Genomic DNA, 25,132 nt, shown 5'->3' on the forward strand with positions numbered 1-25,132 from the left:
TTTAGATTTTCTTTTTCAGTCGGTTCAATCGTTCTTCATAATTTTTATTTTCGAGATAATCTGGTTCGATATGAATCAAAACATCTGCAATTTCTGGTATTTTAAATTTTATAAGATCTTTTACTAAATGACTAATTTCATGCCCTTCTCCTACCGAAATTCCTTTGTCTACAATGACATGTAAATCTACAAAATACATCATGCCCGATTTCCTGATGTTGGCCTTATCGGTTCCTAAAACTCCGGGTACTTGCAGTGTTATTGTCTTGATATTTTCTATAAGTTCATCATACAAATGTTCGTCCATGATTTCGCCCAAAGCCGGACGTAAAATTCTATACGCATTGTACAGTATAATTCCCGATGCTATCAGTGCTGCAACATCATCCGATGCTTCCCATCCTGGTCCTAGAATAAGTGCGAATGAAATCCCTATAAATGCCATGACAGAGGTTATCGCATCACTTCTGTGGTGCCACGCATCTGCCTTGAGAGAAGAACTGTTGGTTTCTTTACTTTTTCGGATAACGTATTGGTAAGATAGTTCTTTGAACAAAATAATTCCTGCCAAAACAATCAGCGTAAATGGTTTTGGCATATCGTGCGGTGTTAAGATATTTTGTACACTTTCGTAAGCAATGATACAGGCCGAAACAATCAGAAACAAAACTACCATAAATGTTACGATTGCTTCTGCTTTCCCGTGTCCATAAGGATGATTTTCATCGGCCGGACGAGACGAATACTTCAAACCAAATACTACGAGAATAGACGAAAAGACATCTGTTGTAGATTCTATGGCATCTGCAATTAAAGCATAAGAGTTGCCGAGATATCCTGCCACACCTTTGATAAGAGCTAAGCAAAGATTTCCTAAAACACTAAATATAGAAGCTTTTATTGCTTTATCTGTATTCGATTCCATAAAGATAAAAAAAACCCCACCGAAGTGAGGTTCTAAAGGTAAGTTTTATTTTTCTAAAAACGGATATTTATAATCTGTTGGGTGTACGAATTGTTCTTTTACTGTACGTACTGATGTCCAACGAAGTAAATTCATTGCAGATCCTGCTTTGTCATTTGTTCCCGATGCTCTTGCTCCACCAAATGGCTGTTGACCTACCACTGCTCCGGTTGGCTTGTCATTGATATAGAAGTTTCCAGCTGCGTTTTCCAATGCTACATATGCTTTTTGCAATGCATCTGCATCCATAGCATAGATTGATCCTGTTAAAGCATACTCAGAAGTTTCATCTACTAATTGTAGAGTTTCTTCGTATTTATCTTCGTCGTATACATAAATCGTCAAGACAGGGCCGAATATTTCTTCTACCATGCTTTCGTATTTTGGGTTGGTTGTTTTAAGAACTGTTGGTTCTATAAAATAACCTTTCGACTTGTCGAAATTTCCACCATAAACAACTTCTACCTCAGCAGATTCTTTTGCACGAGTAATGTAACCTGATATTTTATCGAATGCTTTCTCATCGATTACCGCATTCACAAAATTCGTAAAGTCTTCTGGTGTACCAACGGTTACGGTAGACAGCATATCTTTCATTTCTTTTTCTACTTCTGCCCACAAGTTGGTTGGGATATATGCACGAGAAGCTGCTGAACATTTTTGCCCTTGATATTCGAATGCGCCACGTACCAATCCAATTGCTACGTCTTTTGCTTTAGCAGATTTATGCACCATTACGAAATCTTTTCCTCCTGTTTCTCCTACGATGCGTGGGTAAGTTTTGTGTGTATTGATATTGTCTCCGATGCGCTTCCAGATATCTCTAAAAACTGTTGTTGATCCTGTGAAATGGATTCCCGAAAAGTCTGGATGTTCAATAACTGTTTTAGCGGTTTCTGCTCCACCGGTCAATACCATATTGATTACTCCGTCTGGTAAACCTGCTTCTTTCAACACTTCCATGATTACTTTTGCAGAAAGCAATTGTTTGTCTGATGGTTTCCACACTACTACGTTCCCCATCAATGCCATACAGGTAGGTAAATTACCAGAAATTGCCGTAAAGTTGAACGGCGTTAGGGCGAAGGTAAATCCTTCTAACGGACGATATTCTACACGGTTCCATACTCCTGGAGATGAAATTGGTTGATCTGCATAAATTTCGGTCATGAATTTTACATTGAATCGTAAAAAATCAATCAACTCACAAGCAGAATCAATCTCGGCTTGCATGGCGTTTTTCGATTGACCAATCATCGTTGCAGCATTGATTTTTGCACGATATGGTCCTGCAATAAGGTCAGCTGCCTTTAAGAAAATAGCTGCTCGTTCTTGCCACGTAGTTCTCGACCAGGTCTTGCGTGTTTCTAAAGCTACTTCGATAGCTTTTTTCACATCTTCTTGGGTCCCTACATGATAATATCCTACTACTTTCTGATGGTCGTGTGGAGGACGAATTTCTTTTTTATTATTGCTAAAAATTTCTTCGGCCCCTATGTATTGCGGAACCTCGGTTATTTCCGAGAACATTTTTTTGTAAGCTGCTTGTAATTCTGCACGTTCTACAGAACCTGCTCCATATGCTTTTACTGGTTCATTCGCTATTGTTGGAATGGAAAAAAAACCGTTTGCCATTTGTTTGTATTTTATTATTTAATTTCCACAAATTTAGTGATATTCTTTTAGAATCCTCAACAGTTCAGTTTAAAGTTTCGATTCGTAAGCTTGTAAATAAACAAAAGTTATATGCCAAAAAAGTTGTTCTATAAAAAAGTTAAAAACAACTTCCCGTAGTATTTCTTCTTTTTGGGCGATGTGCTACTTACGAGAATTTCCCTCTCCGTAACCAATCAGCATATCATACCGAAAACCCCACGGCCTGAAATAGAACAAAGCTTGATACAGATTTTCGGTCTGCCAAAAACTTCCATCGATATAGGTTTGCGACACTTCGGCTGTTTTGGTGTTTCGTACCGCAAATTGATAATTGTAATAGCCTTGCTTCAAGTATAGTTCTACTTCCCACAATCCGCTTTCGCTCATTTTCATTTTATTGGTATCGGTAAGCTGCCAATCGTTGAAAGCACCAACCACAAACACTTCAAAATCTTGACCACGAAAATCGAACGGTTCTAAAGCAAAATTTACCCATGTGTAATCTGCTTCGGATGCTGCGTTTCTTTCGGTGCCGACACGAATGGTTCGGATGTAAAAATTCCCATTGATATCTGGATAATCATTGTACAAATATTGATATTGAGGTTCGTGCGGACGAAGAAAAGTGTAATAAACACTGTCTTGCCGAAGTGTTTTCTCGGTAGAAAGTGCTGGCACGTCTAGATTTTTGGTATCGAACCAATTGTACTCGCTTCCGCCTTCCATTACCCATTTGTTCGAATTATATATTAATTGGTTGCTTCTAGAAAATTGTGGTGTCATTGGCATACCATCGTTCCAATTGTTATTTTTCATGACGTATAGTTTTGCAGCTTCGGGTGATTCGGTAAGATTCACATTCGCACTAGCTACCTGAACTTGGATTCTTTGGTTGTACCATTCATCCAGACTATTTACATAACGTGTGGCTTGTACACCTAGATCAACTTGATTTTGATAAACGGCGAAACGCTTGGTAAAAATCGGCTTCGTATCATTATCCAAATAAACCGTAAGTATATAATTACCAGACAGTTTAATATTCATATCTCTGTTGGGAATTTGGATTTGATAATTGGTATATTTCTGATAGGTATTGAAGGAGTTTTTATAGGTTTTGATATAATCTGAACTGTATCCGTCTAAATATTCTGACTGGAATACGTTGGAAGGCGACCAGTCGGCGTTTCTATGTTCGATTTTGTATTGATAACGTTTATAACCCGCTTCTAAATCATCAAACGACAACAATAAATAGCCTTTTCCTAGTTCGATTATTGGTGTATTATCGTTGGTCTGTGGATTGAATAATTGGATCGCTTGAATATTTTTCGGTGGTTGAACATAGGGGATTTGAGCATAAGAAACGCCTACCATTATGCATACAAAAACAACAAACAACTTAGTGAAATTCATTGAAAAATCGTGGTTTTATTTTGTTAAAAGTTAGACATAATACTCCGTTGAGAAAAATTAACAAGCCCAATAATAAAACAAATACTGGTTTTAAGAGTAGATTATCCCACAGGTTCTTCATCATTAGACCATTGATAAAATTAAAAAAATTTTCGGTTTGTAGGGATGTTGCAAAATGCATGACAAAGACAAGTGAAATAATCCAAACCAGAAATACGTTGTACTTTGAAAAAGAGCTTATAAAAACAAAACTGAAAACAACGATAAAGTATAAACCAATTGAGGACAGGGCTAAATTGTAATCATAGGTTGTCGAGACGCCGTTACTATACCAAAGCTGATGTGCAAAAAACATTTGCATACATATCAGTATAGATATAATGAAACTCAACAACATGTGTAAAAATAGTCTCATAGATAATAAAAGTGTCTACATCTTAGAACGCAGACACTTTTGGCTTATTGTTTAGATTTTAACTTTTTTTTAATAAATTGAAGGGTATTTTGCAGGGTTCGATTCGTGCATCAATGCATATACTCGTTCTACAATTTCATCTACCGAAGGTTTCGAGAAATAATCTCCATCGGTGCCGTACGGTGGACGGTGTTCTTTTGCTGCAATGGTTAGCGGCTGACTGTCTAATAAATGATAGGCTTTTTGTTCTTCGAGAATTTTTTGCAACATATAGCCGGTTGCTCCCCCTGGCACATCTTCGTCTATAACTACCAATCGGTTGGTTTTCTCTAATGATTGATAGATTGCATGCGACTGATCGAACGGTATCAACGATTGCACATCGATAACTTCTGCATCTATCCCCAGCATAGCCAACTCTTTTGCTGCATCCATAACAATTCGCCAAGTAGAACCGTAGGTTACCAACGTAACATCTGCACCCGTCTTGGTGATTTCTACTTCGCCAATTGGCGTGGTAAACTCACCCAAATTCGATGGCATTTTCTCTTTCAGTCGATAACCATTCAGGCTTTCTACAACGATTGCAGGCTCGTCTGTTTGCAATAGTGCATTATAAAAACCAGCTGCTTTTGTTAGGTTTCTTGGCACCAGTACATTTACTCCACGCACCAGAGACAAAATCCCTCCCATTGGTGAACCCGAATGCCAAATCCCCTCTAGTCGATGTCCGCGTGTTCGTATGATAACGGGTGCTTTTTGTCCGCCTTTGGTACGATAAAAAACGGTCGCCAAATCATCCGAAATACCTTGCAAACAATATAGAATATAATCTAGGTATTGGATTTCTGCAATTGGCCGAAGTCCTCGCATAGCCATACCAATTCCTTGTCCTAGTATCGTAGCCTCTCGTATTCCGGTGTCTGAGATTCTTACTTTCCCGTATTTTTCTTGCAAGCCTTCTAATCCTTGGTTAACATCTCCTATGTTCCCCGAATCTTCACCAAAAACAACTACATTGGGGTATTGCTCGAAGATTTTATCAAAATTATCTCGCACAACTACACGCCCGTCTTCTAGGCGATTTTCTTCATAGACTGGTTCTACATTTCGGATGTTCTTTACGGCTTTTTCGGTATCGCTATACAGCTTAGAGCTATAGTTTTCTTCTTCTTTTGCCATATTCTCTTCTAGCCAAGAAATCAGGGCTGCTTTTGCAGTAAGGGTTTCTTCTCGTGTAAGGCGTAAAACTTTTCTTGCGGCTGCATATACATCTCGCTTGAAAGGTGTTTTTTTGGTTTTCAATTGACTTAATTCTACGCCGATAAAAGCAGCGTTTGCAGATTCTTTTTGTAGATTTTCTACCAGTGTAACTACCTCTTCTTTTGCAGCAACAATCGGATCTAAATAGTTTTGCCAAGCAATTTTTTGCTCAGTTTTCACATGAGTTTTCCATTCTTTTTCTAGGGCTTCTAACTCTTCTTCAGAAATTATTGTATGCTCATTTACTTGATAGGCCAAGATCCATTCTTTGAATTTTTTTATTCCATCAAATTCTTTTTCCCAAGCCAAACGTTCCTCGTTTTTGTACCGTTCGTGTGATCCCGAAGTCGAGTGTCCTTGCGGCTGCGTACATTCTGTAACATGAACAATGCACGGAATATGATGTTTGCGTGCCAATTCTTCTGCCTGTTTATAGGCTTCTACCAGCTCTAGGTAATCCCAGCCTTTAGCCGTAATTATTTCATAACCTCTTTCTTCATTGGTTCGTTGGAAACCGCTCAACATTTCACTTAGGTCCGATTTTGTTCTTTGGTACTGAGCAGGCACAGAAATTCCGTATCCGTCGTCCCAAATAGAGACCACCATAGGCACTTGCAAAACTCCTCCGGCATTGATAGTTTCCCAGAAATGCCCTTCGGAGGTAGATGCATCTCCTATTGTACCAAAAGCTATTTCGTTTCCGTTGTTCGAGAAGCGCCCATCCTGATCACCGATTGCTCTGTACACGGCCGATGCTTGCGCCAGCCCCAAAAGGCGTGGCATTTGCCCTGCAGTAGGCGATATGTCTGAGCTAGAGTTTTTTTGTTCTGTAAGGTTCTTCCAAGAGCCATCTTCGTTGAGAGAGCGGGTAGCAAAGTGCGATGTCATTTGTCGCCCGGCAGAGGCCGGTTCGTTTTGCAAATTGGTATCGGCATAGAGCTGAGCAAAAAACTGCTGAATAGTTAATTCGCCAATCGCCATCATGAAAGTTTGGTCGCGGTAATAGCCCGAACGGAAATCTCCATTCCTGAAAACTTTTGCCATGGCAATTTGCGGAAGCTCTTTTCCATCGCCAAAAATACCAAATTTTGCTTTCCCGGTAAGCACTTCTCTACGCCCCAAGTAACTCATTTCTCGTGAGATGAAGGCTGTTTTATAATCGTTGAGGATTTGTGTTTTTAATGTATCGAAGGAAATTTTTTCCATATCCTGTGTTCCCATTCAAAAGTAAATTTTGTTTGTTACCTTACAAAAGTAGCAAATTAAAGTGAAAAAATATTGTTTTTTCATCGCCAGCGACCCTAAGCTCTTTCCTTGTCTTTGCTATTATAGAAGTATTATTGCCTTTTTTCTATGTTTTCTTGCCGTTAGAAAAAAGGCTTTTTTGGCATATTTTTTGTGCATAACACATAACTTACAGCCTTTATAAACACGCTACAATGGTGAAATTTTGTTTATTATCTTGCCAAAACTGCTTTTGAATGCAATAGCTATTGACTACAATTGTCTACATCTGTAATTTGACTATTTTGGAAATATCAAAAAAATAATTTTTAGATTTTAAAAAATAATTTTCAGATTTTTAATTATTGGTTTATATTTACACTTTTGATTTTACACGTCAAAAAAAAAATCTATTTATTATACAAACCTTGTGAAACAAACTAAACTTTTTTTTAGAAAATGAACAAAAAAAACCTCCTTCTATTAACTATTAATATAATACTGTTTGCAGCAAGCAGCCTGCACGCACAAGTTGGGATCAACACCGATAACCCACAGCAACTATTGCATGTAGACGGTAAAAAAGACAACCCCACTACCGGCTCACCATCTGCAGACCAACAAAAAGACGATGTAGTGATAACCGAAGAAGGCCGCCTGGGCATAGGCACCATAGCGCCAACCGAAAGTCTAGATGTAGACGGTAGAGCAAGAATACGCAATACCGATTACCTAGAAAGCTCTGCAATAGCCCGCCTCTATGTAGACGAAAATGGCTTGGTAGGCAAGGCAAACATACTGCCCGAACCCCAAAAGGCGGTTTACTTCTCGTCTGACAAACAATACAACCTAGGGAAGTTTGATAAATATATACCTTCTCGATATTGGAGTAATCCCAATCTTTATTATTATCTACCGATAGTGCTAGAAGACGCCAAGTACAACACCCTAGGCGTTACCTATTCGCCAGCAACAGGAAGCGGTAGATATTTTTTACCGGCAGCCATCAGAATACCCGAAGACGGTATCTATCTGCTTACTGGTTCGGTGACCATTAGAGGCAGCCTAAATGATGACGGCAATGGGTATGGCTATATAGACTATCAAATACAAGATCAAAAAAGTTCTTTACAACTTTTTTATTATGGATCAGGTACCAGAGAAACCTATACCAGAGAAAGCCTAAACGCTGGGGCGTCTTACACCTACACCTTCCCTACCAAATTAGCAAAACTATCAGCAGGCACGCTGATCAGAATACGAATGAACAACGGTAGAGGTTATAAGCAGCATTTTAATTCACCTGGTACATATCCTGGTTTATTTCACAGCAATACTTTTAGCCAGCTGTATGTAGACGGTTCGGGTGATGTGCCCTCGTACACCCTCAGCATCATCAAACTATAAGATGGATGCCAGTTCAAAATTTTATAAATAAAAAAACACCTAAAACTCAATAAAAAAATGCATACTAAAACCTTTACTCTCCTTATAATTCTATTGGTAGCAAGCAGCCTCTATGCCCAAGTCGGGATCAACACCGAAAACCCGCAGCAAAGATTTCATGTAGACGGCCAAAGAGACAACCCCACTACCGGCTCGCCAACGGTAGACCAACAAAAAAACGACGTAGTCATCACAGAAGACGGTCGTGTAGGTGTAGGCACCACAGAACCCACCGAAAGCCTAGATATAGACGGAAAAGCAAGAATACGCAACACCAATACGCTAGACAGCGAAACGGTATCGCCCCTGCTGGTAGACGAAAGTGGCCTGGTAGGCAAAGCCAAAGAACTGTCGATATTTTCTTATTTCAATACTGATGAAGACCCACCATATGTACATGAATTTAAACATAATAGTAAAAATACACCTTGGGTGCTGCCCATTACCGAAGAAGGTTTACAATATAATACTATGCTAGACTTCAATTCTCTGTATTTTACCGTTACTGATAATCACGAATTAGTAGTCCCTGCAAAAGGAAACTATCTAATTTCGGGCTCTGCGATACCAGTTCTAGTATTTGACAGTAACGATGGGGTAGAATTTGCTCATGTATTCTATGATATAGAAATGAAGAAAGAAGGTGAAACCAAATGGAAGTCGATAACGGGCGGGAAAAAAGCTTACCCTAGAAAACATCTATCTTTTGTGTTCTGTAGCATAACGTTCCCTACCACCATTGTAGCGTTAGAGCCGGGCACACTGCTACGGATGTCTATATACAGCAGTAACAATTCTAATCAAACTAACGAGCCAGATAATCTAATAATCGGTAAGTATTATCATAACCCATGGTTTACGCTAGACATCGTAAAGCTATAATGGTAGAGAACACAGAAAGCTGTAGAAATGTTAATTATATAGTTGGTAACTTATTTTTTGTAAAAAAACAAAATATCTTTGCATCAAAATAGACTAATAAACCTATAAACTCGTATAAAAAAATGTATAAAAAAAATATCTATCTTCTTATCCTGCTATTTGCAATAAGCAGCTTATACGCCCAAGTCGGGATCAACACCGATAACCCGCAGCAACTGTTTCATGTAGACGGCCAAAAAAACAACCCCACTACCGGCTCACCATCAGCAGACCAACAAAAAGACGATGTAGTAATCACTGTAGACGGCCGCCTCGGTATAGGTACCATAGCGCCAACCGAAAAACTAGATGTAAACGGAAGAGCAAGAATACGTGTAACCGACTCACTGAAACACTCTATAGCATCGCCGCTGTACGTAGACGAAAACGGCTTGGTGGGCAAGGCTATAACTTATAAAATTGCAGCTTCTGTACCATCAACTTCTGTGAGAGTAATACATTCAGAAAATTTTAACAAAGGTAGTCGCGAGCCTCTTTATGCTTGGAATGATAAATTTCCTGTTCCAGTTAATACGCTTAATATTAAAGCCGATAATTTTAGTTATCTGATACCAGAAGAGGGCGACTATATGCTATCGAGCTCAATATTTACTTATGCTACTTTCGCTGAGGAGGATTCAACATCTTCTAAGCTTTTGTTTATTGGTTATGATTTAGAAATCCAAAAAAAAGGTGAAACTAAATGGACCAGAGTAGCTGGAACTAGAAAAACCTTCCATAGAATAGGAAATATCATCAACGAAACCATCTCAATACCTACAGCAATAGTTCGTCTAGATGCTGGCTCTCACGTAAGGCTAGTAGTCTACAGAACCAGAGATAAGAATGGTGTACTACAAGGAGACCCTATTGAAAATTTGTATATAGGCGGTCTGGGACAAGACCAGTATAAGCTAAACATCAAAAAACTATAGAGAGAAAAACCTACTGTCAAGGCAACCTAGAGTTCTGCTACATACAGCAGCAGAAAACAATAGATTTCTACAAAAAATGTATAAAAGAATTTTTTATCACCTTATCCTGCTGTTTATAGCAAGTAGCCTATACGCACAAGTCGGGATCAACACCGACAATCCGCAACAACTGTTTCATATAGACGGTAAAAAAGACAACCCACCTACAGACTCACCATCTGCAGACCAACAAAAAAACGACGTAGTATCACTGCAGATGGTCAACTTGGCATAGGCACCACGCTGCCAAGCGAAAGTCTAGATGTAAATGGCGGAGTAAGAATAAGAGTACTAGATTCTATACCCGACCCTAAAGCTATACCGATCTATATAGATGAAAACGGTTTGGTAGGTATGGCAGACTTTACTAAAGTAGCTACTTTTATAGTTTCTGATAAAAATTATGTTGTAGAACCAGGTCCGTTTAATAGCGGTACACCTTATATTCTACCAATAAATTCTGATGATCTAAAGAAAAACACGCTAAAAGTTACAACCTCATCGAATAATGCAATCATCCCAGAAGATGGAGTTTATTTGATTTCAAGTTCTGTAGCTGCTCGACTTTTATTTAATCCAGCTGATACCCAAAAATACGGGTATATAGCTTTTAGTATCGACATAAAAAGAAATGGGGAATCTACTTGGACTACGGTATCAGGCGGTAGAAAAACTTTTTTCAGAGTAACAAATCCCTTAGAAGACAATTATACCATTCCTACGGCCATTGTCCGACTAGATTCTGGTTCGTCTGTTAGGGTGAAAATGTTCAGAACAAAAGATAGTAGTGGTAATCTTCAGGGAGCCTCTATCCTTACCTCTTATATAGGAGGTGTAAACCGACACAGAGGATTTACACTCAATATCAAAAAGCTAAATGAATAAAATTTAGCTACCAATCGACATGTTCACCTAAGAAAAAGCAGCCAATTTCTTGCCAATCGGTTCTAGAATTTATTCTATTTTCAGTTCAGCAATGATCGGGAAATGGTCAGATTCTATAAAGTCACCGCGGTAAAAATTGGTTACTTTTATATTCTTCGAGACCCAAATATGATCGATATTGGTTCTGAAAATTGGGACAAAAGCATTCCATGAATTCTGAAAACCAAAGCCCAAACGAGCATCTTTTAGTTTATCATTTTTTATTTTATTGATGTTCGGCGAGAAGAGCGTACAATTAAGATCACCCACCAACAATATATTCTCATGGTCAGACTCTTCTATATCTTTTTTCATCAACTCTAGTTGAAGATTCCTTTTCTCGAACCGCGCCTGGTTAGGCAATGGCGGCACTGGATGCGTCCCCAAAACTTGTATTTTTTTTTCGCCTACCGAAATGGTTGCCCATAAAGATGGATGCCTATCATCTATATAATTTTTCACTACCAGAGAATCTATTGGGTAGCGACTATACAAAGCGATACCAAAATTATTATCCCGCACTTCTTCGTGATAATACGGGTATAAAGTACGCAGATTATCCAAGTTATTTTGCCATTTTGTGGTAACTTCTTGCAGCAAAACAAGATCGGCTTTTTCTTTGTTTATAAATTGCATCAGCGTATATACATCGCTGTTCTGAGAATAAATATTGACGCTTGCCACCTTGTAGTTCGGAGACTCTGTTTTGGCATTTTCACCAAAATAGAAAGGACGTATCAACATAAATAATTGCCAAAAACACAAAATAAATAGTACCGGAAAAAGAATAGATTTCCTTTGATTTTTACGTACTGCATAAATATAGAGGGCCGTACAAACCAGCGTAAACGCAAGCGTATACACAGAATACTGCGCAACAATATCGAACAACCAATAATCGGCAAAAGCTCTACCTGTAAGATAAGCCAAAAAGAACAAGTAAACTAAAACTTTACTTACCTTTGCAAAACCAAAAGGTGAATTATTTTTCATCGAAACAAAAATAAAGAAAACAAAGAACAATTATCACTTTATGACAAAAATTGGCATACTAGGCGGCGGACAATTAGGTTATATGTTTTTGCAAAACGCACTACAATACCCTTTCGAGATTCACATCCTCGATCCCTCGCCCGACGCACCTTGTGCAAAACACGCACATTCTTTTACGGTAGGAGATTTTGCAGACTACCAAACAGTACTAGATTTTGGCAAAACAGTAGACGCCATCGGGATAGAGATAGAACATGTAAATACAGATGCATTGCGCGAACTGAAGAAAATGGGCAAACACATTGTTCCCGATCCTGAAGCATTAGCCATCATACAAGACAAAGGCGTACAGAAAGATTTTTATACAACACATAAAATTCCGACAGCACCCTATATCACAATCAACAATTGGGAAGAAATCCCCGAGAAAGAAATACAGTTTCCTAGTTTCCAGAAAACACGAAAAGGAGGCTATGATGGGAAAGGAGTTCAGTTTTTAGGCAATGAAAATGATTTTCAAAAACTACTACAAGCACCTTCTATCATCGAAAAAGCAGCCAATCTAGAAAAAGAAATAGCCGTTGTAGCCGTTGCAGACCATCTTGGCAATGTAGTTACCTACCCAACAGTAGAATTGGTTTTCAATGAAGAGTACAATTTATTAGACTACCTCTTGATGCCGTCTACCCTACCGAAATCCACCTCTGAAAAAGCAGAACATCTAGCCATAGAAGTCGTAAAAGCTTTGCAATCACCAGGAGTTTTTGCAGTAGAAATGTTCCTGAACAAAGACGGTTCTATTTGGGTAAACGAAACGGCCTGCCGTGTCCACAACTCGGGGCACTCTACCATAGAGGCAGCCGAAAGTTCTCAATTCGATCAAATGCTTCGAACCTTAGCAAAATTACCTTTAGGCTCTACAAAACTCTTATCAACTTCTGCCATGGTAAATTTGATTGGAGCAGATGGCGAAGTTGGCTCTGCCGAAATAAAGAACATAGAAAAAGTATTGACAATACCAGGAACATATTTGCATTGGTATGCCAAGACAGAAACACGACCTGGACGAAAAATGGGTCATTTAACATTCCTAAATAATGATTTAGACGAATTAAAAAACAATATCCAACATATTAACCAAACCATACAAGTGGTTGCAAAAAAATAAAATTATGGTCGGAATAATCATGGGGAGCGATAGTGACTTACCAATTATGCAAGAAGCAGCAAATTTCTTAGCATCACTCTCTATCCCGTACGAATTGACAATAGTTTCTGCACATAGAACACCGATTAGAATGGTGGAGTATGCACAGAATGCCAAAAGCAGAGGAATACAAGTTATTATTGCCGGTGCTGGTGGCGCAGCACATCTACCTGGTATGGTCGCCTCCTTGACGACGCTTCCTGTAGTAGGCGTGCCAATAAAATCATCTAATTCTATCGACGGATGGGATTCTATTCTTTCTATTTTGCAAATGCCAAACGGAATTCCGGTAGCAACGGTTGCACTAAACGCAGCCAAAAACGCGGCAATTCTTTCTGCACGTATTCTGGGAAGTTCTAATGATGAAATTACAGAAAAATTAACTCGCTACCAGCAAGAAATGGAAGCACAAGTAGAAGAAAAAATTGAGAAGGTAAAAGAAAAATATCCGAATCGATTCGATAAATAAGAATAAAAAAGCAGCACTTGTATGTAAGTAGCTGCTTTTTTTTACAATATTAGTACTCCCTAGGGGAATCGAACCCCTCTTTTCAGAATGAAAATCTGATGTCCTAACCGATAGACGAAGGGAGCATCAATTGCTATAGTTTTTTATTTTTTTTGACTTGTTTTGAGAATAACGCCGATGTACAATTCATTTAGAATCATACAGCGACATTTTCATTCTCTTAGAATAAAGCCTTTGCTTTATTCATACAAACAAAACACAAAAAACAATTTTTATAATGTTTCCTTAAAATATTAAGGAAAAAAAATCGCAACAGGTATTTTTTGCTGCGAAAATTTGTACTCCCTAGGGGAATCGAACCCCTCTTTTCAGAATGAAAATCTGATGTCCTAACCGATAGACGAAGGGAGCACTAGACGACTCAGGATATTATCCTAATCCGTTGATATGTTTTGCCAATTTGCTTTTCAGGTTGGCAGCTTTGTTCTTATGAATGATGTTGCGTTTTGCCAATTTATCAATCATAGAAGTAACTTTTGGGAATGCTGCTTCTGCTACTGCTTTATCCTCCTCTCCACGTAATTTTTTTATTGCAGTACGTGTTGATTTGTGATAATATCTATTTCTATCGCGTTTTACGGCGTTTTGTCTTACTCTCTTTAATGCTGATTTATGATTTGCCATAGCTAATAATAATCTTAATATAAATTATCTTACTTTTTTGGTTCGGCAAAGATAAAAACATTTTATTAATCTAAGCAAATTAAAACATAAAAATTACATGTTATTATCCTTTTCACGAGAATTCTCCTATTTAAGCAGACAATCCTCTCACCAAAAGCGGATGCAAATATAGCAAGAGTTTTGATATCTACAAATTCTTCGTAGATAAAAAATGTTAAAGTTTTTTGTTAAAAAAAGTTAAAGTAGTTAAAGTAATGTCAAACACACAGAAAAATAGATACGATTAGCAACTGGAAAACTATTTTTGTTTCGCTTTAACAGTTTTGAATACGATTTGATATGAATTTTAAAGTATTTGGAGTTTTTAGTATACTTGCAACGCTATTGTTTACCTCATGTACAACATCTTCGGTTGCTACCAATAATAATCCATTGTTAGCAAACAGAAGTTTTGCTCCAGAAGCGAAATTCTTTACTCCTCACAACAAACTAATCAATAAACGTGCCATAAACGTCTCTCCAATCGAAATTAAACCAGAATTGCAGAGTTTGGCTATTCTCAATACCGTTATAGAAGAGACAAACCATGTTTTTTCTGACTTACTTTTGCAAGAAGCAGAAACTTACTTAGGTACCCCTTACCGTTATGGCGGGACCACTCGTCGTGGAATCGACTGTTCGGCTTTTGTACGTAATGTTTTCTCTATCTTAAACAAAGACTTACCACGCGTATCGGCTGACCAAGCCAAACAAGGAGAACGTATCGCTACAGAAAACTTAAAAGAAGGCGATTTGGTATTCTTTGCAACGAAAGGGAGAGGTCGTGTAACCCATGTAGGAATTGTTCACGGAAGAGATGAAAATGGCGTTCTACAATTTATCCATTCTTCAACCTCTAAAGGAGTTATCATCACGCCAATTACAGATAGTTATTGGGGCAAAAGATATCTATACGGCAAACGAGTTCTTTAATACTTAAAACGAAAAACAAACAACATAAAAAAAGCTGCTTCAGAAACGAAGCAGCTTTTTTATATGAGGAGAATTTTTTATAAAAACTTAGTACTAGAATCGGACTTTCATCCCACCCATCACATTGATTCCGGCTTGAGGAAAGTAATAAGCTTCCCCGTAATAAAACCCATACGATTCGTATTCTTTATCGAATAAGTTGTTAATCAAAAATGTAAAATCTACTGCTTGTTTTCCTTTCATTTTCAGGCCATAGCTCAACGTAAGATCTGTTAATAGATAGCTTGCTAATTGTCCATCTACTGGCTCTGTATTCGATAAATATTGTTCTCCTACATATTTCGTATACCAGTTGATTCTGAAATTCTTGATTGGCATTACATCAAAACCTGCTCCAGCAACCCAACTTGGCGAAAGAATGGTTTGGGTATCACCGTAAGCAACTACAAACTCATTTCCTTGTGCATCATATTCGGTTGTTTTGTAGTCTTTGTTGATGTTTTTACTCCAAGTTGCATTCCCGAATACAGAAACTCTTTGGGGAACAATTGCGTATTGTGCGTCTAACTCGACTCCTGCTCGATAACTCTTTCCGATATTTTTTCTCAAAGGTGATCCGACATCATTCACCGCTCCGGTATAGACCAACTGATTTTTGTAGAGCATATAATATCCGTTGAGGTTAACCGAGAATCGTCCTGCTTTCTTATAACCTAACTCGAAATCTTGTAGATGTTCTGACTTTGGTTTTTCGGCTTGATTATATTTGTAATCGTTACGAAGTGGCTCTCGGTTTGATATTCCGTAATAGGTATAAAAACTGTGTTGATTATTTACCTTATAGTTTATACCAACTTTTGGATTGATAAAATTAAATTGATCGTCGAACGGTCGGAAATCATCACTGTCATTCTCTCCTCCTTCGTGATATTTCCCAACATAATCGATAAAACGATATTGCAAATCACCATAAAACTCCCAATTATCTAACCCATATAAAACTTTTGCATAGGCTGCAAGTTGAGATTTGGTTGCATAATTATTGTAAAATTTATAATCTGGTAATTGCCAATCGAAGTCTTTCATCCATTTTACAAATCCGTAGTGATCTCCTTTGTATTGGTTTGCAGAAAGTCCCCAGAAAAACTTGAAGTCGCCTAAGCGTTGATTTTCCATTTCCCAGTTGAAACCATAAAAATCGTTGTTTAACCATTTCTGACGAATAAGATCTGTTCTTTTCAGTTGTGTAAATTCTTCTAATTTGTACTTACTCAATCTTTCGTTTTGCTTATAATCTTCATAATACCCTTTTCCTTTGGTATAGTGTAGGGTAAGTTTCGACTTCCAGTCATCCCCCATTTTTTGATTCCACGTAAAGAAGTAATGATTTTGTTGGTAGTTATCGGTTTGATTGTCATAATACCCAATAACTTTAGACCAATCTTCATTATAGATTGCCCCCGATGGGTTGAATCTTCTATTTTCGTTCATCATTTCACGGGTTACTCCTCCCCAAGCTTGGTATGTTTTTTCGTTACCGTACATATTTTGGAAACGGAAAGAGGTGCGGTTGTTCAGCTCGTATACAGCGGTAAAATCATACGACCAAAGTTTACTTGATGCCCGTTCTATATAACCGTCAGAGCGGAGATGGGAAGCACGTACATCGACAGAAAATTTATCATTGAGGATTTTTCCTGTTCCACCTTGTACGGTATATTTTTGCGAATTGAAGCTACCATAAGAGCCTGCTAACTCTAGAAATGGATCTCGTGATGGTGCTTGCGTTTCTATGTTAACGCTTGCTCCAAAAGCGGCCATCCCATTCGTAGAAGACCCCACGCCGCGCTGGATATAAATTGCATTGGTAGAGGAAGCTAAATCGGGCATGTTTACCCAGAAAACACCTTGTGATTCTGCATTGTTCAACGGAACGCCGTTTAGAGTAACATTTACTGAGCTCTCCCCTAGACCACGAATCCGAATGGTAGAATAGCCCATTCCGTTTCCAGTATCAGAAGAGGTGAGAATAGATGTTCCACGATTGAGCAAAGTAGGAATATCTTGCCCTAAGTTGCGTTCGTTCAGTGTTTTTTTGTTGTACTTTTCTACCGAAATTGGTAGTTGTTCTAGAATCGTTAAACCTTCTAATTCGATGTTCTCTGCTCGAATACTGTCTTGCTCTTGCGCCATAAGCCACTGAGCACTAATCATTGATAAAAGAAAAATTGACCTTTTCATAAAAAAATAATAATTTATGAAAGGGACACAAAGAACCATGAGAATTTTTGGTTCTAGGTGAAGAAAACCGTTTCCCTTAGCAGCATTATCTGCTCAGGTTCTATGGGTATAATCTCAGCCTTTGCAAGCACCCCTTTCTATGAGCGGCAAAGATAACATTTTTTCTATAAGAAACTCAAAAGTTCTTCTAGCTTTGGCTAACTTCTGTTTCTTTAACTGTAAGATGCTGTATACTAACGGTTACCAACTCTTTTGTCGGGAATAGCTTCATCAGTTTAGGGTCCGATTCTAATCCTACTTGATCGCAAATTTTCTTAAAGATATCATATTCTACAATATATTGATCAGAAAATCCATGCGTTGCATCGTAAGCAGTGGCGGGTGTCTTGCCTAAATTTTCAGCTGCTATTTTTGGTGAAAGACCGTGCAACTCTATTATTAATAATCCATATTTTTGTAGAAAAGGTTTCCAGTTCTCAAGGTGTTCTTGTAGGTTATCTTCAATGGCATTGTTGGATATTCTTTTACCTCTATACGCAAAAGCTCCTGTAGATGTACTGATCCGGTTGCTTGGTTTGTCTACATCAGTCCAAATTCTGTTATGGTCGAGAAAGCTTCTCATATTTAACAAATCAGACAAATGTATGCCGTAATCGTGTTGCAAGTCGTGCGCTAAGGTTTTAGGATCGGATATATCGCCCCATATAACTTTTGCCCAAATATCGTTTTGGATGAGATTTGCTCGCGTTACTCGCAGGGCGGCTTCGTTATAGTCTGCTCCGACCAAAAAAAGCGGATACTCATCGAGATATTTTCCTCGCAAAGTTTTTCGTTCGATTACTTCGTATAAATGTTGTAGCAAAGCTCCGTTTCCACTTCCCATATCGAGAATTCCTTTGGGTTGAAGATTCAGTGGACGGTTGAAGATATCGATAATAAATTCATCTATAATTTTGAAATACGTGGCATGTGCTCCTCCACTTCCCCACACATTCATCTCTCTATGAACATGCTTTTCATCTTGACCCTCTTCTATTTCTCTTATTTTTTTTGCAACCCCAAAAAGCAGCTCATTTAGCTGTGCGAAAAGAGGTAAATAAGAAACTGTTACTCCGTATGCTGTTGCGCGACGCGCAAAGAATAAGCCAACTGGGGTAAACTGGAAATTTTTACCTTTTTTATCGAACCATCCTAATTGGGCCAATGCAGAGAGTATTTTCTCGAAATGTTGGGGATTTTTGTGGTATTCGTCTGCACTAAATGATGCTTCCATAAAATACTTATGAAACATTCCACTCATCCCTAACCGTACGGCCAATGGTGCAATCAGAGCCCCTTCTATGTGTTTGCAGATTTGATGATGAAGTTTTTTATTTTCTAATGTATCTTGATGGGTCGGGACTATATATTTCTGATATTTGGTATATAGTTGCATCCATAGTGTGCAAAATTCTTGGTTGGTTTCTATACTATTGTACACCACTTCGTTTGACAAGTAAGCTGCTAGGTCTTGATAAATCTCATAATTACGGAAAGCGCGTTCACTATATTTTGACAATGAAATCGTAACCTCATCGGTAGAGTTATCTACTTCGTGTAGCAAATAATTCTGCGAAGCTAAAACATGAAATGCTACATTTAGATAGCCTTCGTTCGCCTGAAATTCTTCTGCTACTTGCTTTAGGGATACTTTTTTGCGTGTTAATAAAAAGTGTAATACTCCTCTTTTTGCCAAGGCAGATATGATTGGTGCCACAACAATTCCGTCTAGATGACGAAAAATGGTTTCGCGTAATTCTCTTTTATCCATAAATTAAAAATACAAAAAAACCGATACAAATATCGGTTTTCTTGTAAACTATTTTTTCTTCCTTAAGTTTGAAGAAAGTTTATTGATCGATACGCAAAAAAGCTCCTTTATGATTAAATTTCAACTCTAATCCGTCTGATAATTTCACCTCGTATCCTCTTTTTTCTTTCTCTACTTTATAGACCTGTGCATTTGGGTAGTGTTTTTTTATATACGACACGATATTTTGGTTGATAAATTGTGTTGGGATTGCCTTGCCTTTCCCGTCGACTTCTTTCCAGTTTCCTTTTCTATCAAACTCTACTTTTATCCCGTTATCCAAATAGACTTCGTACTCATCGACTAGGTTTCCTTTGGCATCTACTTTGGTTTTTGCAATAGTATTATTGGTGAAATTAGCTTTCAAGAAGCCTTGTGATGGTTGTGGTAATCGAGCATTTTGCACATTTGTTTGTGCGAATGTAAAGCTCCCGATTGCTATAAAACCTCCTATTAAAAGTGTTTTTATTTTCATTTTATCTATTTATAGTTTGGTTGCGTACTTATTTTGATTTACTTACGAAATTTCCGTTTTGATCGAATTTTAGCTCTACATCACTCGGATATAAATCCACTTCGTAACCTTGTGCCTTTTTTTCTACTTTCTCTACACCATCTGCAGGATAATTATTTTTGATATAATCGGTCAGAGGAGTAGGCAAAAAAGTTAGTTTCCCGATAGTTTCTTTTTCTTTTTTCACTTCTTCCCAATTCCCTCCTTGATCGAATTCTATCTTTGTTCCGTCGGTCAGTTGTACTTTATACTCATCGTCTTCTAGGTTATTTTTCTCATGAAGTGCATTCTGTATTTGTGCATTTGCAAAATTTTGAGTTATAAAATTTCTAACACTTTCGGGCAATTCATCTTCTTTCAATAATTGCTCGTTACGATCGACCGTTTCGGTTTTCACGGTTCCGTTTTCTTCTATCTCTTGGTAGGTTTCTTTCTTGTTATCTATATTATTACATGATTGTAAACCGATCAAAGATATTATAGCAAGACTAAAGGCAATTTTTTTCATTTTCTATATTTTATTATTGTTGTATTGTCTTATGAAATTACAATCATCGTACCAAAACCTAAAGATTGATTTTGATATTATATTTCTCATAAAACGCTTTGATATGTGCCACGGCTTCTTCTGCAGTATCTACCAAGCGGTACAATTCTAAGTCTTTTTCTGCAATATACCCTTCTTCGAGCATGGTATTTTTGAGCCAATCGAAGAGACCACTCCAAAACTTTTTTCCTACCAAAACGATTGGGAATCGCCCTGATTTTTTAGTTTGGACTAACGTAAGTGCTTCAAATAATTCATCCAGAGTACCGAAACCGCCTGGCATCACAATAAACCCTTGAGAATATTTCACGAACATTACTTTTCTCACAAAAAAGTAATTGAAGTTTACCATGTACTGATTATCAATATAATCGTTGAGTTTTGCCTCGAATGGCAAACTAATCCCCAATCCTACAGAAGCTCCTCCTCCTCTTTGTGCTCCTTTGTTTGCAGCTTCCATTATAGCAGGGCCACCACCGGTAATTACCCCGAAACCAATTTGCGTTAATCGGTAAGCAATTTCCTCTGCCATGTTGTAATATAGATGATCGGGCTTGGTGCGTGCAGAGCCAAAAATAGATACACACGGTCCAATTTTTGACATGGTTTCGTAACCGTCTACAAATTCACTCATTATTTTGAAGAGTGCCCAAGAGTCGTTAATTCTTATTTCATTCCAATTTTTTGGTCGGAAAGGCGATTGTATTCTATCGTTTTCTTTTTCTTCATTTGTCATTTGATGTCGTTTTTTTTTTTTAATAAGATTTACTATTATAAAAAAACCGTAACAGATTTGTTACGGATCTTTATTAATTATTTTTTGTTATGGTCAATCTCTACTCATAAAAACTCTCAGGATATACCAGAACAAAAGCATTAATGAAGCAAAGAGCGATAAGGCTGCTGCAACATATTGTTGCGTCCCGAATTCATGCTTTAGTTGATGAGTATTGTACAAAATTGCTCCACCTGCCAAAGCACACATCCCGACGGAGAACCATAATCCTAAATCGAATCCGAACAGCATACCTGCAATAATCAATCCAATGGCGAGAAAGAAGCCAATTGTTAGTGCACCTTTCAAGACCGAGAAGTCTGTTTTGGTTAGAAATACTATTACCGAGAGTCCGACAAACAAACCTCCGGTTACTACAGCTGCTTGTTTTATTACGTATTGACCGCCGTACGCCAATGCAATATAGAGTAAAGGAACGAATAGGAGTGCCTCTGCAATGATGTATATAAGATATCCTACATATTGTTGAGATTTCGAAGCCGAACCGTAAGCCATTTTTTGTGCAACCCATGTAACACCCATAAAACCTGCCAACAAAGCCAACCAAAGGTAGCCTTGAGTAAGACTCAACATAAAATTTACTAAAGTTTCTGAGCGTAGCATGAGCGATTCTATAATAACAAAGACCAACACACCACCGGCAACATGGCCGTATGTATTTTTATAGAAGGTTGATCGATCGGCCTGATTTGCCTGAGCTACCAATAGGTTTTGTACTTGATTTTGATTTTCCATATTTTTTCTTGCGATGGTTATAATTACTATTATTACTCGTAAATTTAGAAAATTATCAATAGAATTCGTTATAATTTATTTTTTTGTGTTTTCTGGGTATCTATCCAATCTACTAAGCCAATAATCGATAATACGAGTAATACGATGTATTGTAAAGATGTAATTACAGCTCCTTTATAAATCATCAAAGGTATCATGATTAGGTCTCCTATAATCCAAAAAATCCAGTTGTCGATTTTTCGTTTTGCCATCATCCACATTCCTACCAAAAATACGGCCGTCGTAGTGGCATCAATAAGATCTATTTTGGTGTAATGAATTTTTAGTTGAGCAAGATAATTACCATTGAAGTTATTTTCAATCAATGGTCGGAAATAATAAACCATGAGAATGAAAAGAAAACTTGCCACAAAAAACAACAACGCTTTTCTATATTCTTTGGTTGTTGCCCAACTAACTTGCAATTCTTGCTGATGCAACTCGAGTTCATTTTTCCATAGTAACCAACCATAAATGGCCATAGAAACGTAATAAATCTGTATAATGGTTTCGCCATATAATCCCCATCGAAAGAACAAAAACATAAAAATCCCTGTAGAGATTATCGTGGTAGGATATAGTTTGATGTCTCTTTTGTAGGTATAATAAACAGAAATAATACCGAATAGAGTGGCTACTATTTCGAGGACAATCTGCCAAGTTGCATGCGTGCGATAAGGTTCTATAAGAAACTCTAAGAAATCTATCATAATCAGGTTATTAGTTAATAGTTTAGGTATAATCCAAAACCCAGGTTAGATAAAAATCATCAAATTTCTTATAATGCCCGTAATAGATTCTACTAGATTTTTGATCCGAAATCCAACAAGAAATAGCCTGTTTTTCTTTCAGACTAAATTCTTCTATACGATAATGATGTAGAAAATTCCAGAGATTGCCACCATTGAGTTTGTATAATCCCTCTTTCAGCCCCCACAGAATATGCAAATAATCGACAAGTTGATCAGGATACTTTTTCAGCCAATAAAACTCGTCATCTCTTACATATTTTTCTTTGATATTGAGAATCTTCTTCGGACGAGATTTTTCTATATCGATACCTAAAGGCAAATCACTTATCCCTACAGCCACATATTCGTAAGAATGAGTAATCGACAATTCGTTGCTTGTAGGCAGATATGGCTTTCCTTTTTCATCATACAGCACATCATAATCGAGATCCAAGGCTTTGAGGCAAGCCCGCAAACCTAAATATTCTCTTGCTTGTTTTGGCCTAAGACCTTGAAATTTTTCTAGCCTTTTTTCTGATAAAGATAAAAATGCTAACAACTCTTCGGTGCTTTCGGTCAATTTCCAACAAACGATTCGGGTTTGTTCTTTGAATTGTAAATCATGCGTGATGCCCATAATTGTTTTTTCGAAGCCAAAATTCAGCTTAGTAAGCAAATTTACAAACAAAAAGCAGCAATAAAGTTGGAATTCTGAATAATTTTGATTTTTAACATCGAAAATGATTAAAGACAATCACAAGAAAAATAAGTATATTTGTAGCAAAAATTTTATTACCATTATGGCAACAGAAACACACTATATTCCTTACAAGGTAAAGGATATTTCCTTAGCAGATTGGGGAAGAAAAGAAATCAAATTAGCCGAAGCAGAAATGCCAGGATTAATGGCCATTAGAGAAGAGTACGGACCATCGCAACCATTGAAAGGTGCACGCATTGCGGGCTGCTTACACATGACGATACAGACAGCAGTGCTTATCGAAACTCTTGTTGCTTTGGGGGCAGAAGTTACTTGGTCATCTTGTAATATTTTTTCTACACAAGACCATGCAGCAGCAGCAATTGCGGCAGCAGGAATCCCAGTCTATGCCTGGAAAGGGATGAGTGAAGAAGAATTTGATTGGTGCATCGAACAGACCCTTTTCTTTGGCGAAGATAGAAAACCTTTGAATATGATTTTGGATGATGGAGGAGATTTAACCAATATGGTTTTTGATCAATATCCTGAATTGGCAAAAGACATAAAAGGACTTTCTGAAGAAACCACAACTGGTGTTCATCGTTTATACGAGAGAATGAAAAATGGAACATTGCTTGTTCCGGCAATCAATGTAAATGACTCTGTTACAAAATCTAAGTTCGACAATAAATACGGTTGTCGCGAATCTGCAGTTGACGCAATCCGTAGAGCAACAGATGTAATGTTAGCAGGCAAGCGTGTGGTAGTTTGTGGATATGGAGATGTAGGTAAAGGAACTGCAGCATCTTTCCGCGGGGCAGGATCTATTGTAACGGTAACCGAAATCGACCCGATTTGTGCTTTGCAAGCTGCCATGGAAGGTTTCGAAGTTAAGAAGTTAGAAAACGTTGTTCACAATGCAGATGTTGTAATTACCACAACAGGCAACTTCAATATTGTACGCGCAGAGCATTTTAAGAAAATGAAGGACAAAACCATTGTATGTAACATTGGACACTTCGATAATGAGATTGACATGGCATGGTTGAACGAAAACTATGGTGATACAAAATATGAAGTGAAACCGCAGGTAGACATTTACAATGTAGATGGAAAAGAAATTATTATTTTAGCCGAAGGTCGTTTGGTTAATTTAGGATGTGCTACGGGTCACCCATCATTTGTAATGTCGAATTCTTTCTCTAATCAAACTTTGGCACAAATAGAACTTTGGACCAATTCTGATGCTTACGAAAACAAAGTTTATATGTTACCAAAAAAATTAGACGAAAAAGTAGCTGCTTTACACTTGGCAAAAATCGGTGTAGAACTAGAGATTTTATCAGAAGAGCAAGCAAAATATATCGGGGTTGAGGTTGAAGGACCTTTCAAACCAGAATATTATCGATATTAACAACGATATAATCATAAAAAAGAAGGACGCAAAATTGC

At 37.7% G+C, this 25,132-nt stretch carries 23 protein-coding genes and 2 tRNA genes; 9 read left to right on the top strand and 16 right to left on the bottom strand.

Going from position 1 to position 25,132, the window contains the following annotated elements; all coding sequences use genetic code 11:
• Window position 1: 1 nt before the first annotated feature.
• The 4 genes from WEEVI_RS03740 to WEEVI_RS03760 form a co-directional block, all read right to left on the bottom strand.
• Window positions 2-925, bottom strand: coding sequence for a cation diffusion facilitator family transporter (locus WEEVI_RS03740; RefSeq protein ID WP_013597838.1), 924 nt, complete (start codon window positions 923-925; stop codon window positions 2-4).
• A gap of 45 nt (window positions 926-970) precedes the next feature.
• Window positions 971-2,599 (bottom strand): L-glutamate gamma-semialdehyde dehydrogenase, encoded by a 1,629-nt coding sequence (gene pruA, locus WEEVI_RS03745; RefSeq protein WP_013597839.1) that lies wholly within the window; start codon window positions 2,597-2,599, stop codon window positions 971-973.
• A gap of 183 nt (window positions 2,600-2,782) precedes the next feature.
• Window positions 2,783-4,036 carry a type IX secretion system plug protein gene (locus tag WEEVI_RS03750; RefSeq protein WP_013597840.1) on the bottom strand — a complete coding sequence of 418 codons (1,254 nt, stop codon included), beginning with the start codon at window positions 4,034-4,036 and terminating at the stop codon, window positions 2,783-2,785.
• A 484-nt stretch (window positions 4,037-4,520) separates the two neighbouring features.
• A complete protein-coding gene (locus tag WEEVI_RS03760) occupies window positions 4,521-6,935 on the bottom strand; it encodes an alpha-ketoacid dehydrogenase subunit alpha/beta (protein ID WP_013597842.1) in 2,415 nt (804 codons plus the stop codon).
• A gap of 462 nt (window positions 6,936-7,397) precedes the next feature.
• On the opposite strand from WEEVI_RS03760, the gene WEEVI_RS10900 reads away from it, so the two are divergent.
• From WEEVI_RS10900 to WEEVI_RS03785, 5 genes are all read left to right on the top strand, one after another.
• Complete coding sequence (locus WEEVI_RS10900; protein ID WP_013597843.1) at window positions 7,398-8,345, top strand: hypothetical protein; 948 nt, start codon at window positions 7,398-7,400, stop codon at window positions 8,343-8,345.
• A 57-nt stretch (window positions 8,346-8,402) separates the two neighbouring features.
• A complete protein-coding gene (locus WEEVI_RS03770) occupies window positions 8,403-9,266 on the top strand; it encodes a hypothetical protein (protein WP_013597844.1) in 864 nt (287 codons plus the stop codon).
• 122 nt (window positions 9,267-9,388) lie between these two features.
• A complete protein-coding gene (locus tag WEEVI_RS10905) occupies window positions 9,389-10,240 on the top strand; it encodes a hypothetical protein (protein ID WP_013597845.1) in 852 nt (283 codons plus the stop codon).
• Window positions 10,241-10,316: 76 nt separating this feature from the next.
• Window positions 10,317-10,514 (top strand): hypothetical protein, encoded by a 198-nt coding sequence (locus WEEVI_RS03780; RefSeq protein ID WP_041942061.1) that lies wholly within the window; start codon window positions 10,317-10,319, stop codon window positions 10,512-10,514.
• Window positions 10,515-10,633: 119 nt separating this feature from the next.
• Window positions 10,634-11,164 carry a hypothetical protein gene (locus tag WEEVI_RS03785; RefSeq protein WP_041942062.1) on the top strand — a complete coding sequence of 177 codons (531 nt, stop codon included), beginning with the start codon at window positions 10,634-10,636 and terminating at the stop codon, window positions 11,162-11,164.
• A gap of 69 nt (window positions 11,165-11,233) precedes the next feature.
• On the opposite strand, the gene WEEVI_RS03790 is transcribed toward WEEVI_RS03785, so the two are convergent.
• Complete coding sequence (locus WEEVI_RS03790; RefSeq protein WP_013597846.1) at window positions 11,234-12,196, bottom strand: endonuclease/exonuclease/phosphatase family protein; 963 nt, start codon at window positions 12,194-12,196, stop codon at window positions 11,234-11,236.
• Between the two features lie 40 nt (window positions 12,197-12,236).
• Here WEEVI_RS03790 and WEEVI_RS03795 point away from each other — a divergent pair, with 40 nt between their 5' ends.
• Both WEEVI_RS03795 and purE read left to right on the top strand, forming a co-directional pair.
• Window positions 12,237-13,364 carry a 5-(carboxyamino)imidazole ribonucleotide synthase gene (locus WEEVI_RS03795; RefSeq protein WP_013597847.1) on the top strand — a complete coding sequence of 376 codons (1,128 nt, stop codon included), beginning with the start codon at window positions 12,237-12,239 and terminating at the stop codon, window positions 13,362-13,364.
• A gap of 4 nt (window positions 13,365-13,368) precedes the next feature.
• A complete protein-coding gene (gene purE / locus WEEVI_RS03800) occupies window positions 13,369-13,872 on the top strand; it encodes a 5-(carboxyamino)imidazole ribonucleotide mutase (RefSeq protein ID WP_013597848.1) in 504 nt (167 codons plus the stop codon).
• A gap of 53 nt (window positions 13,873-13,925) precedes the next feature.
• Here purE and WEEVI_RS03805 read toward each other — a convergent pair.
• The 3 genes from WEEVI_RS03805 to rpsT form a co-directional block, all read right to left on the bottom strand.
• Window positions 13,926-13,997, bottom strand: a tRNA-Glu gene (locus tag WEEVI_RS03805).
• A 214-nt stretch (window positions 13,998-14,211) separates the two neighbouring features.
• A tRNA-Glu gene (locus tag WEEVI_RS03810) sits at window positions 14,212-14,283 on the bottom strand.
• 18 nt (window positions 14,284-14,301) lie between these two features.
• Window positions 14,302-14,556, bottom strand: coding sequence for a 30S ribosomal protein S20 (gene rpsT / locus WEEVI_RS03815; RefSeq protein WP_013597849.1), 255 nt, complete (start codon window positions 14,554-14,556; stop codon window positions 14,302-14,304).
• 339 nt (window positions 14,557-14,895) lie between these two features.
• Here rpsT and WEEVI_RS03820 point away from each other — a divergent pair, with 339 nt between their 5' ends.
• Complete coding sequence (locus tag WEEVI_RS03820) at window positions 14,896-15,528, top strand: C40 family peptidase (protein WP_013597850.1); 633 nt, start codon at window positions 14,896-14,898, stop codon at window positions 15,526-15,528.
• Between the two features lie 93 nt (window positions 15,529-15,621).
• Here WEEVI_RS03820 and WEEVI_RS03825 read toward each other — a convergent pair whose 3' ends face one another.
• From WEEVI_RS03825 to WEEVI_RS03860, 8 genes are all read right to left on the bottom strand, one after another.
• Window positions 15,622-17,769, bottom strand: a complete 2,148-nt coding sequence (locus WEEVI_RS03825; RefSeq protein ID WP_041942063.1) for a TonB-dependent receptor — start codon at window positions 17,767-17,769, stop codon at window positions 15,622-15,624.
• Window positions 17,770-17,956: 187 nt separating this feature from the next.
• The gene (locus tag WEEVI_RS03830) at window positions 17,957-19,579 is read right to left on the bottom strand and encodes a class I SAM-dependent methyltransferase (protein WP_013597852.1); all 1,623 of its coding nucleotides are present in this window, start codon (window positions 19,577-19,579) and stop codon (window positions 17,957-17,959) included.
• Between the two features lie 79 nt (window positions 19,580-19,658).
• Window positions 19,659-20,093 carry a PepSY-like domain-containing protein gene (locus tag WEEVI_RS03835; protein ID WP_013597853.1) on the bottom strand — a complete coding sequence of 145 codons (435 nt, stop codon included), beginning with the start codon at window positions 20,091-20,093 and terminating at the stop codon, window positions 19,659-19,661.
• A 28-nt stretch (window positions 20,094-20,121) separates the two neighbouring features.
• Window positions 20,122-20,640, bottom strand: coding sequence for a PepSY-like domain-containing protein (locus tag WEEVI_RS03840; RefSeq protein WP_013597854.1), 519 nt, complete (start codon window positions 20,638-20,640; stop codon window positions 20,122-20,124).
• Between the two features lie 58 nt (window positions 20,641-20,698).
• Entirely contained in the window at window positions 20,699-21,415 is a 717-nt protein-coding gene (locus WEEVI_RS03845) for an LOG family protein (RefSeq protein ID WP_013597855.1), read from the bottom strand.
• Window positions 21,416-21,508: 93 nt separating this feature from the next.
• Window positions 21,509-22,210: a Bax inhibitor-1/YccA family protein gene (locus tag WEEVI_RS03850; protein ID WP_013597856.1), complete on the bottom strand. Its 702-nt coding sequence runs from the start codon at window positions 22,208-22,210 to the stop codon at window positions 21,509-21,511.
• 68 nt (window positions 22,211-22,278) lie between these two features.
• On the bottom strand, window positions 22,279-22,959 hold the full coding sequence (pnuC, locus tag WEEVI_RS03855; protein WP_013597857.1) for a nicotinamide riboside transporter PnuC: 681 nt from the start codon (window positions 22,957-22,959) through the stop codon (window positions 22,279-22,281).
• Between the two features lie 22 nt (window positions 22,960-22,981).
• Window positions 22,982-23,617 (bottom strand): 4'-phosphopantetheinyl transferase family protein, encoded by a 636-nt coding sequence (locus WEEVI_RS03860; RefSeq protein WP_013597858.1) that lies wholly within the window; start codon window positions 23,615-23,617, stop codon window positions 22,982-22,984.
• 163 nt (window positions 23,618-23,780) lie between these two features.
• On the opposite strand from WEEVI_RS03860, the gene ahcY reads away from it, so the two are divergent.
• Window positions 23,781-25,094 carry an adenosylhomocysteinase gene (ahcY, locus tag WEEVI_RS03865; protein ID WP_041942262.1) on the top strand — a complete coding sequence of 438 codons (1,314 nt, stop codon included), beginning with the start codon at window positions 23,781-23,783 and terminating at the stop codon, window positions 25,092-25,094.
• Window positions 25,095-25,132: the final 38 nt, after the last annotated feature.

Source organism: Weeksella virosa DSM 16922 (assembly GCF_000189415.1).
Taxonomy (GTDB): Bacteria; Bacteroidota; Bacteroidia; order Flavobacteriales; family Weeksellaceae; genus Weeksella; species Weeksella virosa.

Bases quoted from the DNA above. Each gene is read 5' to 3' on its own strand.
- WEEVI_RS03740 (WP_013597838.1), bottom strand. From the start codon at position 925: ATGGAATCGAATACAGATAAAGCAATAAAAGCTTCTATATTTAGTGTT.
- pruA (WP_013597839.1), bottom strand. From the start codon at position 2,599: ATGGCAAACGGTTTTTTTTCCATTCCAACAATAGCGAATGAACCAGTA.
- WEEVI_RS03750 (WP_013597840.1), bottom strand. From the start codon at position 4,036: ATGAATTTCACTAAGTTGTTTGTTGTTTTTGTATGCATAATGGTAGGC.
- WEEVI_RS03760 (WP_013597842.1), bottom strand. From the start codon at position 6,935: ATGGGAACACAGGATATGGAAAAAATTTCCTTCGATACATTAAAAACA.
- WEEVI_RS10900 (WP_013597843.1), top strand. From the start codon at position 7,398: ATGAACAAAAAAAACCTCCTTCTATTAACTATTAATATAATACTGTTT.
- WEEVI_RS03770 (WP_013597844.1), top strand. From the start codon at position 8,403: ATGCATACTAAAACCTTTACTCTCCTTATAATTCTATTGGTAGCAAGC.
- WEEVI_RS10905 (WP_013597845.1), top strand. From the start codon at position 9,389: ATGTATAAAAAAAATATCTATCTTCTTATCCTGCTATTTGCAATAAGC.
- WEEVI_RS03780 (WP_041942061.1), top strand. From the start codon at position 10,317: ATGTATAAAAGAATTTTTTATCACCTTATCCTGCTGTTTATAGCAAGT.
- WEEVI_RS03785 (WP_041942062.1), top strand. From the start codon at position 10,634: ATGGCAGACTTTACTAAAGTAGCTACTTTTATAGTTTCTGATAAAAAT.
- WEEVI_RS03790 (WP_013597846.1), bottom strand. From the start codon at position 12,196: ATGAAAAATAATTCACCTTTTGGTTTTGCAAAGGTAAGTAAAGTTTTA.
- WEEVI_RS03795 (WP_013597847.1), top strand. From the start codon at position 12,237: ATGACAAAAATTGGCATACTAGGCGGCGGACAATTAGGTTATATGTTT.
- purE (WP_013597848.1), top strand. From the start codon at position 13,369: ATGGTCGGAATAATCATGGGGAGCGATAGTGACTTACCAATTATGCAA.
- rpsT (WP_013597849.1), bottom strand. From the start codon at position 14,556: ATGGCAAATCATAAATCAGCATTAAAGAGAGTAAGACAAAACGCCGTA.
- WEEVI_RS03820 (WP_013597850.1), top strand. From the start codon at position 14,896: ATGAATTTTAAAGTATTTGGAGTTTTTAGTATACTTGCAACGCTATTG.
- WEEVI_RS03825 (WP_041942063.1), bottom strand. From the start codon at position 17,769: ATGAAAAGGTCAATTTTTCTTTTATCAATGATTAGTGCTCAGTGGCTT.
- WEEVI_RS03830 (WP_013597852.1), bottom strand. From the start codon at position 19,579: ATGGATAAAAGAGAATTACGCGAAACCATTTTTCGTCATCTAGACGGA.
- WEEVI_RS03835 (WP_013597853.1), bottom strand. From the start codon at position 20,093: ATGAAAATAAAAACACTTTTAATAGGAGGTTTTATAGCAATCGGGAGC.
- WEEVI_RS03840 (WP_013597854.1), bottom strand. From the start codon at position 20,640: ATGAAAAAAATTGCCTTTAGTCTTGCTATAATATCTTTGATCGGTTTA.
- WEEVI_RS03845 (WP_013597855.1), bottom strand. From the start codon at position 21,415: ATGACAAATGAAGAAAAAGAAAACGATAGAATACAATCGCCTTTCCGA.
- WEEVI_RS03850 (WP_013597856.1), bottom strand. From the start codon at position 22,210: ATGGAAAATCAAAATCAAGTACAAAACCTATTGGTAGCTCAGGCAAAT.
- pnuC (WP_013597857.1), bottom strand. From the start codon at position 22,959: ATGATAGATTTCTTAGAGTTTCTTATAGAACCTTATCGCACGCATGCA.
- WEEVI_RS03860 (WP_013597858.1), bottom strand. From the start codon at position 23,617: ATGGGCATCACGCATGATTTACAATTCAAAGAACAAACCCGAATCGTT.
- ahcY (WP_041942262.1), top strand. From the start codon at position 23,781: ATGGCAACAGAAACACACTATATTCCTTACAAGGTAAAGGATATTTCC.